This window comes from Pseudomonas aphyarum (genome assembly GCF_028657055.1).
Taxonomy (GTDB): Bacteria; Pseudomonadota; Gammaproteobacteria; order Pseudomonadales; family Pseudomonadaceae; genus Aquipseudomonas; species Aquipseudomonas aphyarum.
On sequence record NZ_JAMDGS010000011.1, the window covers coordinates 211615 to 225193 of the forward strand.

The following is a 13579-nucleotide window of genomic DNA, read 5'->3' on the forward strand; positions in this document are numbered from 1 at the left end:
CTACGCCTGCGGTTTCAGAAACAGATCGCGCACCTGCGGATCGACGATACGCCGTAGTGCATTGTCGACGGCATCGAAGGTATTCAGTGCCTGGCGGGTCTTGTCATCGAGTGTTTGCAAATAGGCATCGGCCGGTTTCAGGTGGGCGATGGTGTACAGCCCATCCGCATCCTTGAGCTGGGCGTAGTGGAAGTGCGCCACCCACAGCGGCTTGTCGGCGTTGGACTTGTCGAGAATCCGGTACTCCTGAAAGTAGTCCCCGCGATGCCGGGTGCGGATGCGCCCGCGCGGATCCTTGATCACCGTGACCTGGCCATTGTCGTGCAGCCACTGGAAGTAGGTCTCTCGGGGTTTGCGTTGTTTGAGCATGACGGCGTACGTCTCGATGCCTTCGGAACGGGTACGGGTCGCACCTTCAAGCAGGCTCTGAACGAGTGACGCGATGGGCCACGGATCCTTCCCGGCGTTTTTTCTTCGCAGGATCGCGCTGTCGACGTCGTTGGCCGTTCGCTTGAGCCGTTCGGCTTGCTGCTCGAACATATCGCGAATGTCTGCCGGGATACGTCCCGGTCGTTTGGCGTCCTCGCGGGTCTTCCTGTTGAAGCTGTCGATGTTTTCTTGAAGCTGCATGGCCGATGAAACCAGGTCTTCGTCATCCGCAAGCGTCTTCGGTTCGGGGCGTTGAGGGGAAAGCTTGACGAACGGCAGCGCTGTATCGGTGTCGCTGTCCGGCGCGGTGGAAAGTTGATCATCCGTGTCAGGACGGGGACGGCTCTTGCTGACTTTTACTTTGGGCTGGGACGTTGAGGGCTGCGCCCGGGACCTGACGGGCACCGGCTGTGCCTCCGGTTCGGGCAACTCCGCGACCAGGCGTTCGCGAGTCAGTGCGTGGAACTCGCTGATCAGCTCGCGAACCCTGTCCAGGCGGGTCTGGACGAATTGACCGGGATGCTCGGCAGGCAACTGCTCAACACGCTCACCGAGGCTGGCAAACAGGTCGTTCCATTGCGACAGGCGTTCGATACGCGCCGGTTGTCCATTGGGCACGACAGCGGTTCTGTTCAGCAGGGACAGCTCATGGGCGGCATCGGCGGCCGCGACGGTGATGAGCCCGATCCCGACGCGGGCAGCGTCCATGGCAGCCCCCGGCTGCCCCTCGACGCAGCGCTCATAGGACATGCCGACTTCATTGGCCTTGAGATCGAGCGGGCCGAAGTCCGGCATCAGCCAGTCCAGCTTCCTGGCCACTTCCCGGGCTTTGGCCGAATGGCTGTTCAATACCTGCAGCGAACGTTCCAGGGTCTGCAGGATGGCGATCAATTCGTCGCTCATCGCTGTGGCGACGGTGGCGACTTCGATCTGTTGCATGCGCGGTATCGCTGTGTGGTCGGCTGCGCTGTCGACGAATATCTGAGTCGTCTTGACGTATAACCGCATTTTTACTCGCAACCACGTGCTGAAACAGCGGTGCTGGCCCAGGGTCAGACTCATCAGTTTGGCCTGGTGCACCGAGCCTCCGCCGCCTGCCTGGCGCCAGGTTTCGAGCTGGACCAGGGCGTGGGTGTAGTCGTTGCCCAGCATCATGGATTTTTCCAGATAGGTAGACGCGCGCGGCTCGAATTCGCCGTCGCCGGGATCCTGTGGAAGGGCTACCAACGCTCGCATGAGCTGTTTTTTTGCCTCGGTTTCGCGTGCTTCAAATAGCTCAAGCTCGGTCCAGGCATCGTCCATTGCCTGCTTTTTGGAACGGCGGAATTCCTCGATCCGGCTTCTCGGCATACCGCCGCGCAAACGCAGTTTCGGGTCCCAGTGCCATTGTCCCGCAGTCTCGTCGTACTTCAGTGCCATGCCGATACGCTGTGTATCAGCCGGGTCAACGATGTGCACCGGTTCGTCTGCCCGGGCGATCACTTGGAACCAGCGCGCTCCGACCTGGACGCATGTCTTGCCGTCGAGGGTGTACAGGTGAGTGACCGGTGAGGCTCGTCTGCCGCGCAAGTCAGGTGTGGCAATCTTGAAGCGGTCGAGCATCGCGATGAAGCGTGCGCCAGTGCCCGGCCGCCACAATGTCCCCGGTTCCAGTTGAGTGCGATGCCCGTCAGGTAACTCGCCGGTGACAGTGACCGGATCGAGCGTGACTGACGGTGTGAACCCGGATGTGGGTTCTTCGTTTTCCGCTGATGGCCGGGCAGCTTCGCCAGGCTCCTTGCGGCGCGGCAACCACAAGTGGTTGCGTCGGGCCACGACATGCTGAGTCAGGATGATGCCGAGCGTCAGCAGAACATCGGCGGTTGATTGCCAGGTCACGAGGGAGTCTTCGCGATGGTGGGCATCGATTGCCTGCTGGATCTGTGTGATGGTCTGCCAGACCCACACGGCCGTGCCCGCAGCGCCGCTCATGAAGTTTGCGGCGACGCTGAACATCGCCCAGCCGCTGTCTGCCAGAAGCGCCCAGCGTCGCTCACTGTTGGACTGCGACTGACGGTTTGCAAGATCGACCAGCGCCTGGCTGTTGGCGGCGTACAACGTGGCGAGGATGTCGCCGCTGAGCGGGGCGTTTTCCAGTTCGATCGGGCCGGTCAGATCCAGATGCATGAACGGTTCGGTGGCCAGTTGGGTGACGATCCACGGCGAGGGCAGGCCGACCGGGAAGGCGTATTGCGAGTACTCGAAACTCAACGCGGCGTTGCCGAGCCAGGCCAGTATCGAATTGCGCAGCTCCCCATCCTGATACAACGCGTACATCAGGTTCTGCAAAGACGCGAACTGCATCAGCGGAGTGTCCAGCAACGGCCGGTACAACAGGCACGGACCCTGGGTGTGATCGCGCGGGCAAATGATGAACATGTTGGCGACCGCGTCCGAACGCCGGCTCAAGCGGCGGCGAGGCACGAACGCCAGCGGGCGGATGGTCACGGGATGTTCGGCTGTCGGCAGCTTGCGGGTAATGGCATCCATCAATTGGCAGACGTAGGCATAACCGCGCTCATCGACGCCACCCGATTGCCTGAGTTTGCACTCCAGAGCAAGCAGCGGCAGGAGCGTCGGCAGTTGGCGCTGATAGCGGGTCTTGTGCGCGGTCGAACGGATCGGGTCATCGATCAATGTGCGCTTGATCAACTGCGGGTAGTGACCGCCGATATCGATCTTTGCCGCGATGGCGGTCAGAAAATCCGCGGTCAGCCAGGCGGGTACGGCCCGGCCATTGTCGAAGGTGATCGTGGCCTGATAAGGCGCAGCGTTCTGCAGGGCGAACTCACCGAGTGTTTCCTGAACCCGGTCAAATGGATTGGGCAGGGTGAAGCCGCCGGTTTCGATACTGTTGGTCACCGTGATTCGCAGGTGATCCAACGGCAGGTCGGCAGCATCGACAGCGCTTTCGTCGGCGATGATTGCTTCGCGCATCCGGCGTTCGGCGTAGGGTTTGATCAGAGGGATGTCGTCTACTACCTCGAAAACGCCGTTCCCGGCGCCGTTGCGCAAGCTGCCCAGCTCGTAAATGTAGCGACTGTAGTCTTGCAGGTCGTTGACCGAGCCGTTTTGTAACCAGTCAGGGATGGCCTCCTCCAGCTGGTCGAGGCGTGCTCGCTCAAGCGGGTTGAACCGGCTGCGGTTCTGTCGTCCGGAGCCGGCGCGGGCACTGATCGACTGGCTGGCGGGATCAAGTGCCTCGATCGCGCCGAGCTGATTACTGATCAGCGCTTGCGCCACGACATCGAAGATATTTCCTTGCGGCTCGATCAGGCGCCATTCCAAAGAACGGTCGGACAGCTCGGGATTGAGTCGCGGTGACAAGGTCGCTCCCAGCTCGGCCAGCGAGTTGAATGACTCATAGCCATTGGCAACGGTGTACAGCAGAATTCGTGGCCGCTGTTTGACGGTGGCGGTCAGCACCAGTGCACCGGCGACAAGCAGGTGCGTGCTGCCCTCTCCGTCAACCAGATCGATGTCCATCACGCAGGCCTTCAGATCGACGAAATCGTTTTTCACGTTCGAGCGTTCAGCCCGGTCCGGGTACTGCGCGACGAATCGTGCCAGCGCACATTCGTCCGCGTCCCAGCCGCTGGCAGTTTGCACATTGGCGGCCGAACACAGCAGCTCGGCCAGCTCTTGCCAGCGCGGACGGGTACCTGCCCATTCATTCCAGTAATCGAGCTGGCGTTGCTGATATTCGAGAAACAGAAAAGGTGCGAGGTCGTTCACCAGTGCGGTGATGTCGTCCATGCTCACCGACAGGAGAATCGGCGGGATGGCTTCGGGTGTACGCGTCAGAAAGTGCTCGCCTTCGATGTAGTCGGCCGTGGTCTGATGCAGGCAGTGCCGGATGAAGGCATGGGTCAGGGATTCGAAGGTGAAGACCCTCGCGTCGTTTTGTGTGGCGCCGGTTTCGCCCAGGGGCGTCGCGAGCATGGTGCGATCCGGATCGACGTGTTGCTCGGGATGGCTTTTGTTCAGCGCTTCGCGCAACAGCATCGAGGCGACTTGATGCAGCGAGTAGCCCTGGCCGGTCAGATCCACCAGCCGGCTCTGTTTGAGCAAGGGTGGAGAAACGCTTGGGGTGGTGCCTGAGGCAGGTTCAGTCATGGTCGTGTCCACGTGAAAAAAACGGACACTAAAATCCTCGCCGCGGTGAAATGCGGTACATAGGTCTTGCAGGTAAAAAAAGACCCGCGAAGGCGGGTCTGTTCAGGTTGTCAGGTTTCACGTACCGGACTTGATCTTGGTCCACGCCCGGGTCCGCGCCCGTTCTGCATCGCGCGGCAACGGTTGCAGGGTGTAGAGCGTGTTCATCGCCGCATCGGTCGGGTACAGATTCGGGTTGTTGCGAATCGCCGGGTCGACCTGCGCGGTGGCGTCCTTGTTCGGGTTCGGATAGCCGACAAAATCGCTGACCGGCGCAATCACCTGCGGTTGCAGCAGGTAGTTGACGAAGGTGTAGGCGTCCTGCGGGTTCTTCGCGCCTTTCGGGATGGCGAGCATGTCGAACCAGATCGGCGCGCCTTCTTTCGGCAGGCGCATGTCCACTACCACGCCGTTCTTCGCTTCCTTGGCGCGGTTGGCCGCTTGCGAGAAGCTGCCCGAATAGCCGACCGCAACGCAGATGTCACCGTTGGCGATATCGGCCATGTACTTGGACGAATGGAAGTAGGTCACGTACGGGCGAATCTTCATCAGCAGCGCTTCAGCCTTGGCGTAGTCCGCCGGGTTCTTGCTGTTGGGATCCAGGCCGAGGTGTTGCAGGGCCAGCGGCAGGATCTCCGACGGCGAATCGAGCAGGGCCACGCCGCATTGCTTGAGCTTGCTGATGTTCTCTTCCTTGAAGATCAGGTCCCAGCTGTCCACCGGCGCGTTGTCGCCCAGTGCAGCCTTGACCTTGGCCGGGTTGAAGCCGATCAGGATGGTGCCGTACATGTACGGCACGGCGAATTTGTTGCCCGGATCGTTGGCCTCGATCAGCTTCATCAGTTTCGGGTCGAGGTGGTTCCAGTTCGGCAACTGGCTGCGATCCAGCGGCTGGAACACCCCGGCCTCGATCTGCTTGGCGAGGAACACGTTGGACGGCACCACCACGTCATAGCCGGAGTTGCCGGTCAGCAGCTTGGCCTCCAGCGCTTCGTTGGTGTCGAAGATGTCGTAGACCAGTCTGGTCTGGCTGTTCTGCGCCTTGAAATCTTCCAGTGCCTTGGGGGTGATGTAGTCGAACCAGTTGTAGACGCGCAGGGTGCGTTCTTCCGCGTGTGCGGCGCTGCTCAGCAGCGCCGCGCACAACGCCGGCGCGATGAAGTGCTTGAGTCTGCTCATTGTTCGAAACCTTCGAGCACGTTCACCGCGTTGATGCCGATTTCTTCCACTGCGTAGCCACCCTCCATGACGAACAGAGTCGGTTTGCCGAGGGCCGCTATGCGTTTGCCCATTGCCAGGTAATCCGGACTGTCGAGCTTGAACTGCGAGATCGGATCGTCCTTGAAGGTGTCGACGCCCAGCGACACGACGATGATGTCGGCACCGTAGTTGTCGATCTCCTGGCAGGCCTGATCCAGTGCCGCGCTCCAGACGTCCCAGCCGGAACCGGCCGGCAGCGGATAGTTGAAGTTGAAGCCTTCACCGGCGCCTTCGCCGCGTTCGTCTTCGTAGCCGAGGAAGAACGGGAATTCCGCTTCCGGGTGGCCGTGGATCGAGGTGAACAGCACGTCGCTGCGCTCGTAGAAAATCGATTGGGTGCCGTTGCCGTGGTGGTAGTCGACGTCGAGGATCGCGACCTTCTTGTGGCCCTGATCTAGAAACGCCTGCGCAGCGATGGCGGCGTTGTTGAGGTAGCAATAACCGCCCATCAAATCACCGGCGGCGTGGTGTCCCGGTGGACGGCACAGAGCAAAAGCGCCACGGGCGCCACGCTGGATTTCCGCTTGTGCGGTCAGCGCCACTTGCGCCGCGCTGTACGCCGCTTGCCAGGTGCCGGCGGTTATTGGTGCGCCGCCGTCGAAGCTGTAATAGCCGAGCTGGCCGTGCAGGCTGGTCGGTTTGACCTGACGCAAGGTGCGCGCCGGCCATGTGTAGGGCAGCAAGTCGCCGTCGGTGTTGAATTCGGTCCAGCGCGCCCAGGCGCCTTTGAAGAAGTCGAGATAGTCGCGGCTGTGAATGCGCTCGATCGGCCCGAGGCCGAAATCCTTCGGCGCTTCGACCGGGCCGAGGTTTTGGTTTTTCACCCGTTGCAGCACATGGTCGGCGCGCGACGGCATCTCGAAGCAAGGCTTGAGTTGCCCGTCGATCAATTCACAGCGGCCATGGTGCAGGTGGTGATCGTCAGAGTAGATCGTCAGCATTTGTTGTTCTCCGCAGGGGCTGATTCGGTTGGCTCCAGTGTTGCGGCGCGGGGCGAATCGGAGAACGGCCAGAGAGGCCAAAAGGGGATCGATGTGGCCAAAAATGCTGACCTGATATCGCCCCTCGACGGTTTAACCGTGTGGTCGGAACTGACTCGGTGCTACGCCGCTCCAGCGCACGAAGGCATGGCGGAAGCTCGCGGTCTCGCTGAAGCCCAGGGTTTCGGCGATGCGGTAGATCGGCAACTGATCTTCGCAAAGCATCTGCTTGGCCCGCTCGAAACGCAGCTCGTCGAGCAGTTCCTGATAGCTGCAACCCATGTCCTTCAGATGCCGGCGCAGCGTGCGGGGTGAGCAGTTCATCTGTTGCGCCAGACCTTCCAGCCCCGGTGCGGCATTGAGTTGTGCGCTGAGCAACTGGCGGATCCGCCCCAGCCACGCCTGGCGGCCGGTGAACTCGGTGTTCTGCTTGCGGCAGCGTTCGGCCATGGCCTGATGGGTGATGATGTCGGCCAGCGGCAGCGGCTGGTCGAGCCAACGCCGGTCGAAGGCGAAGGCGTTGTCCTTGGCGCCGAAGTGCAGCGGCGCCTTGAAGTGTTCGGCGTAGCTGTCGCGATAGTCTGGCGCGGTGTGTTCGAAGCGGGTGGCGAGCAGAGGCAGCGGATGGCCGAGCAGGTCATCGCAGATGACTTTCAGTGACACCAGACAAAACTCGGCATTGAACACCGCCATCGCCGGGCTCTCGCGATAATCGGCGGCGACGAACCAGACACGCTCGCCGTCGTCTTCCAGGCTCAGTTCGAAAAGTGTTCCCAGCAGCGCTGGATAACGGATCGCCAGCCGCAAAGCGTCACCGAAGGTGGCACAGGTCAGCAGCGCGTAACCGAGGATGCCGTAGCAGGAAACGTGCATGCGCCGGCCCAGTTCCAGTCCGATGTCATGCTTGAGCGCGACCGCGTTGGCGCAGACCTGCATCTCCTGATTAGTGGTAATGCGGGTGTCGGCCCGGCTCAGATCCGCCGCGCTGATGCCGCTGCCGGCCAGCAGCGCTTCGCTGGACAGGCCTTGATCCCTGAAGGTGTTGAGCACCAGGGAGACGGCGTTGAGGGTGGTGAGGTGGGAGTGGAGCATAGGATCTTCCAGCCTTGGGGTGCTGGAAACGGCAGCAAGTTGCATGCCGGGCTGTGGGAGCAGAGCTGCTCCCACAGTCGGTTTTGATCAGACGAGCTCACCGCACAGGTCGAGTTCGACCAGCCGCCGCACTTCAGCTGTCTCAAGCCCTGCACCGAGCAATCCGTTCAACTTGCCGAACGCTGCCTCGCGAGTCATGCCGCCACCGGACAGCACGCCAACACCGCGCAAGCGGCTGCCCGCTTCGTAGACATCCAGTTCCACGCCGCCTTCATGGCACTGCGTAACCGCAACCACGACTACGCCGTTGTCCCGCGCCCGGCCGAGGCTGGCGAGGAATTGCGGGTTGTCGCTCGGCCCGGTGCCGCTGCCGTAGCACTCCAGCACCAGACCCTGAATGCCGCTGTCGAGCAGGCCGTCGATGATCTCGGCGCCAATGCCCGGGAACAGCGGCAACACCGCCACCTTGGCCAGTTGCTTGGGCTGGTTGTAGTTCAACGCGGTCGGCAGGGAAGTGGCCTTCACCCCGCCGCCCTGACGCTCCAGGCGTTTGAACGGATGACGGCCGAAGCTGCGCACTTTTGCGCAACGGGTCGGGGCCAGCAGTTCGCCGTGGAAATACAGATGCACTCCCGGCGCGAGGCCGTGGCCGAGGGCGACCAGTGCGCCGCTGAGGTTTTCCCACGCGTCGCTGTCGGTGACGCCGGCCGGCAGCATCGAACCGGTGAAGCACACGCGGGCGTGCAGGCCGAGCAGCTGGAAGCTCATGGCGGCGGCGCTGTAGGCCAGGGTGTCGGTGCCGTGCAGGATCAGCACGCTGTCGCAGCCTTGCACATCGACGGCGTCGACCACCGCTTCACGCAGTTGTTGCCAGTAGGCCGGGGTCATGTTGGCGCTGTCGATCAGCGGCGACATCTCGCGAAAGCGCCACTGCGGCACCGCCAGCTCAGGCTGGCTGTGCAGGTAGTCGCGCATCCGCGCTTCGAAACCGGACGCCGGAGCCAGGCCATTGGCGCTGGCCTGCATGCCGATGGTGCCACCGGTGTACAGCACCATGACGTGCTGGGCGGCAGGGTAGGTCGAGGAATTCATGGGGAGTTCTCCTGAACGAGGACAGCATGCGGTCGAGCATGACGCCGACCGCTGCTTGTGTCACGCCGGGCGCAGGATCTGCGCCCGGTTTTTACCCGATCAGCGTTGCGCTGCAGGGATGCCTTGCGGCTGAGCGTCGGCCTGGGTGTCGGCCGACGGATTGGCAGGCCAGGCCTTCAGGTCCAGATCCAGGTCGCTGAACTTGCTGGAGTCGAACACCGGCTGGCTGATACCGGCGCGGCGTTGCGCGTCGTAGTCGCGCATCACGCGCATGCCGACCTTGAACAGCATGGCCAGGGCCACCAGGTTGACGAAGGCCAGGCAGGTCATGGTGATGTCGGCGAAGGCGAACACGGTCGACAGGTCCTGCATCGAACCCCAGACCACCAGCGCCAGCACCAGACCGCGGAACGTCATCAGCGCAGCACGGTTGCGGGTGAGGAACTGCAGGCTGTTTTCGCCCAGGTAGTAGTTGTAGAGGATGCAAGTGAAGACGAACAGCGACAGCGCGACGCTGACGAACATGCGGCCCCAGTCACCGACCACGGCGGCCAGCGAGTTCTGGGTCAGGACGATGCCGTCACCTTCGAAGCCCGGGGTGTAGAAGCCCGACAGCAGGATCAGCAGCGCGGTGCAGGTGCAGATCACGAAGGTGTCGAGGAACACGCTGAACGCCTGAACCACGCCTTGAGCGCCCGGGTGCTTCACGGCAGCCACGGCGGCGACGTTTGGCGCACTGCCCAGGCCCGCTTCGTTGGCGAACACGCCACGCTTCACGCCCATCACGATCGCGCTGCCGAGCAGGCCGCCGAAGGCCGGGTCGAGACCGAAGGCACTCTTGAAGATGGTTTCCAGCATGGCTGGCACGTGTTCGATCTGGGTGCCGATCACGTACAGGGTCACGCCGATGTAGGCCAGAGTCTTGATCGGAACCAGCAGGTCGGACACCGAAGCGATGCGCTTGATGCCGCCGATGAAGGTAATGGCCAGCAGCACTGCCAGGACGATACCGGTGTGTTGCGGATCAAAGGCAAAGGCGTTTTGCAGCGAGTGGGTCACGGTGTAGGACTGCAGGCCGATGAAGGCGAAGCCGTAAGTGACCAGCAGCAGGATCGAGAACACCACCGCCATGCCTTTGAGCTTCAGGCCGTGCTGGATGTAGTAGGCCGGACCGCCACGGTACAGGCCGTCGCCATCGGCGCGCTTGTAGACCTGGGCCAGCGTACATTCGAAGAAGCTGCTGGACATGCCGACCAGAGCGGTCACCCACATCCAGAACACTGCGCCCGGACCACCGAGGGTCACGGCGATGCCGACACCGGCGATGTTGCCTGCACCGACGCGGCCGGCGAGGCTGAGCATCAGGGCCTGGAACGAGCTGAGTTGCCCGGCGCTGCCTTTGAGGCTGTCGCGGAACACCGCGAACATGTGGAAGAAGTGGCGCAATTGAACGAAACGCGAGCGAATCGTGAAGTAGCTACCGAGCCCGACAATGAGCACGATCAGTACTTTCCCTGAGAGGAAGTCGTTGATGACTTCGAGCATGGATTTTTCCTCGCTGTTTATTGTGTAAGCAAATGCTGGATGGTCGGAAACATCGAGTTACACCGGTGTGCGCGCGGCACAACAGGCGAGGCGAGGGTTTCGTCCCGGATCCATATCGCGGGTTTGTTATTAGTTCGGGTTTCGCATGGGTTATGGCCTCGTTACCGACGACCGCTCACGCGAAGAGGGGCGGCACTATACCGATCAGTGCGGCGCCCGTCTGCACGGTTGTGGTGCAAGCGACGAAACGAAGCTTTGAAACACCCGACGTTACCGGCGTCGGGTTTGTGTGAAAGCTGATTTGCGGTCAGCTTCCATACATACGGTTCTCAGGTTCAAACAGTTAAAAAAAAGGGCTTGGAGAATGATCTCCAAGCCCTCAAAAGGTGAGAGGTGTCTAGTCCCTCGACCTGGTGAGCGGTGCTACAAGTAACGCGTCGGATCAGGCCTTCAGAGGCACCAGACGCGGAGCAATCATGTTTTCCGGGCGCAGGATGTCGGCGAGCATGGCTTCGTCGAGCAGACCTTCTTCGCGCACCAGTTCCAGCACGCCGCGGCCGCTTTCAAGGGCGATACGGGCGATGCGGGTGGCGTTTTTGTAGCCGATGTACGGGTTCAGTGCGGTGACCAGACCGATCGAGTGTTCGACCAGTTCGCGGCAGCGCGCTTCGTTGGCGGTGATGCCGACGATGCAGTGCTCGCGCAGCATGTCCATGGCGCGTTGCAGCAGACGGATCGAATCGAGGATCTTGAAAGCGATCAGCGGCTCCATCACGTTCAGTTGCAGTTGGCCGCCTTCGGCTGCCATGGTCAGCGCCAGATCGTTACCGATGACCTGGAATGCCACCTGGTTCACGGCTTCCGGAATCACCGGGTTGACCTTGCCTGGCATGATCGAGCTGCCTGGCTGACGTGCCGGCAGGTTGATTTCGTTGATGCCGGTGCGCGGGCCGCTGGACAGCAGGCGCAGGTCGTTGCAGATCTTCGACAGCTTGACCGCGGTGCGCTTGAGCATGCCGGAGAACAGCACGAAGGCGCCCATGTCGGAAGTGGCTTCGATCAGGTCGGCGGCTGGAACCAGCGGTTGACCGCTGATCAGCGCCAGACGCTGTACGGCCAGGGCCTGGTAGCGCGGGTCGGCGTTGATGCCGGTACCGATCGCGGTGCCGCCCAGGTTCACTTCGGTCAGCAGTTCCGGGGCCAGCGTCTTCAGACGGGCCAGGTCTTCGCCCATGGTGGTGGCGAAAGCACGGAACTCTTGACCCAGGGTCATCGGCACGGCGTCTTGTAGCTGGGTACGACCCATCTTCAGGACGTGGTTGAATTCTTCACCCTTGGCCGCGAATGCCTGAATCAGGCTGTCGAGGCTGGCCAGCAGCGCGTCGTGACCCAGCAGCAGACCCAGACGGATCGCGGTCGGGTAGGCGTCGTTGGTCGACTGCGCCATGTTCACGTCGTCGTTCGGGTGCAGGTACTGGTACTCGCCTTTCTGGTGACCCATCGCTTCAAGAGCAATGTTGGCGATCACTTCGTTGGCGTTCATGTTGGTGGAGGTACCGGCGCCACCTTGAATCATGTCGACCACGAACTCTTCGTGGAAATCGCCGCGGATCAGACGTGCGCAGGCTTCGCTGATGGCAGCGTGCTTGGCTTCGCTCAGGTGACCCAGCTCGCGGTTGGCGTCAGCAGCGGCCTGTTTGACCATTGCCAGACCGACAACCAGTTTCGGGTAGTGCGAAATCGGAACGCCCGAGAGGCGGAAGTTGTTCACCGCTCGCAGGGTCTGGATGCCGTAATACGCTTGAGCAGGGACTTCGAGGGCGCCAAGCAGGTCGTTTTCTGTGCGGAATGATGCAGCGGAGGACATGATAGAAATCATCTCGATATGGACCCGGTCTGTGCCGGAACGCTGCGAATGCTAGGCTTGTGGGAATTTTTGGGCCAATGCTGTTAAACACTGCCCTATGCACATTCGGCATAATGCCCGTGTGACGCCGCGTGCGCGGCAGACGTGTGACCTGTTTTGGTGCGTGTCCGGGAGGACGTGATGAATCTGGAAAGCAAATGGCTCGAGGACTTCAGTGCTCTGGCCGCCACCCGCAGCTTCTCGCAGGCGGCCGAACGGCGCTTCGTGACCCAGCCGGCATTCAGTCGGCGGATCCGCAGCCTGGAAGCGGCGCTGGGCCTGACGCTGGTCAACCGCTCGCGTACGCCGATCGAGCTGACGGCGGCGGGGCAACTGTTCCTGGTGACCGCACGCACGGTGGTCGAACAGCTCGGTGAAGTGCTGCGCCATCTTCATCATCTGGAAGGCGGGCAGGGTGAAGTGATCCAGGTCGCGGCGGCGCACTCGCTGGCCCTCGGTTTCTTCCCACGCTGGATCGCGCAATTGCGCAACGAGGGTCTGAACATCGCCACGCGGCTAGTGGCGACCAACGTCGGCGATGCGGTTCACGCGCTGCGTGAAGGTGGCTGCGATCTGATGCTGGCGTTCTACGATCCGGACGCGGCGATGCAGATGGACCCGGAAATCTTCCCGTCGCTGCACCTTGGCCAGACCGAAATGCTCCCGGTGTGTGCGGCAGATGCCGATGGCAAGCCGCTGTTCGATCTGGAAGGCGAGGGCAGTGTGCCGTTGCTGGCGTACAGCGCCGGGGCGTTTCTCGGGCGTTCGGTGAACGGCTTGCTGCGCCAGCGTCAGCTGCGCTTCACCACGATTTATGAAACCGCCATGGCCGACAGTCTTAAAAGCATGGCTCTGGAAGGCCTCGGCATTGCCTGGGTGCCGCAATTGAGTGTGCGTGCCGAACTGGCCCGGGGCGAACTGGTAGTTTGTGGCGGCCCGCAATGGCATGTGCCGCTGGAGATTCGCCTGTACCGCTGCGCGCTGGTGCGCAAGGCCAATGTGCGGTTGTTGTGGCGCAAGCTGGAAGGCGGAGCGGCACAAGGTACGTCCGATGCGTGAAATATGTCCCGACCACTGACCT

At 61.9% G+C, this 13579-nt stretch carries 8 protein-coding genes; 1 reads left to right on the forward strand and 7 read right to left on the reverse strand.

The features are described 5' to 3' along the window. The 7 genes from M5G18_RS17015 to aspA form a co-directional block, all read right to left on the reverse strand. Window positions 1-4584: a dermonecrotic toxin domain-containing protein gene (locus M5G18_RS17015; protein ID WP_273898183.1), complete on the reverse strand. Its 4584-nt coding sequence runs from the start codon at window positions 4582-4584 to the stop codon at window positions 1-3. A gap of 117 nt (window positions 4585-4701) precedes the next feature. Then, a complete protein-coding gene (locus M5G18_RS17020; RefSeq protein WP_273898184.1) occupies window positions 4702-5802 on the reverse strand; it encodes a polyamine ABC transporter substrate-binding protein in 1101 nt (366 codons plus the stop codon). Next, window positions 5799-6824, reverse strand: coding sequence for a histone deacetylase family protein (locus M5G18_RS17025; RefSeq protein WP_007954279.1), 1026 nt, complete (start codon window positions 6822-6824; stop codon window positions 5799-5801). Before M5G18_RS17025 ends, M5G18_RS17020 begins: the two co-directional genes overlap by 4 nt. Window positions 6825-6956: 132 nt before the next feature. Further along, on the reverse strand, window positions 6957-7955 hold the full coding sequence (locus M5G18_RS17030) for an AraC family transcriptional regulator (protein WP_085606215.1): 999 nt from the start codon (window positions 7953-7955) through the stop codon (window positions 6957-6959). 87 nt (window positions 7956-8042) lie between these two features. After that, window positions 8043-9047, reverse strand: coding sequence for an asparaginase (locus M5G18_RS17035; protein WP_273898185.1), 1005 nt, complete (start codon window positions 9045-9047; stop codon window positions 8043-8045). Between the two features lie 99 nt (window positions 9048-9146). After that, on the reverse strand, window positions 9147-10592 hold the full coding sequence (locus M5G18_RS17040) for an alanine/glycine:cation symporter family protein (protein WP_273898186.1): 1446 nt from the start codon (window positions 10590-10592) through the stop codon (window positions 9147-9149). Between the two features lie 442 nt (window positions 10593-11034). Further along, the gene (gene aspA / locus M5G18_RS17045; protein WP_003229645.1) at window positions 11035-12459 is read right to left on the reverse strand and encodes an aspartate ammonia-lyase; all 1425 of its coding nucleotides are present in this window, start codon (window positions 12457-12459) and stop codon (window positions 11035-11037) included. A gap of 180 nt (window positions 12460-12639) precedes the next feature. Between aspA and M5G18_RS17050 the strand changes: the two genes are divergently transcribed. Beyond that, window positions 12640-13557: a LysR substrate-binding domain-containing protein gene (locus tag M5G18_RS17050; RefSeq protein WP_273898187.1), complete on the forward strand. Its 918-nt coding sequence runs from the start codon at window positions 12640-12642 to the stop codon at window positions 13555-13557. The last annotated feature ends 22 nt before the right edge of the window (window positions 13558-13579 follow it).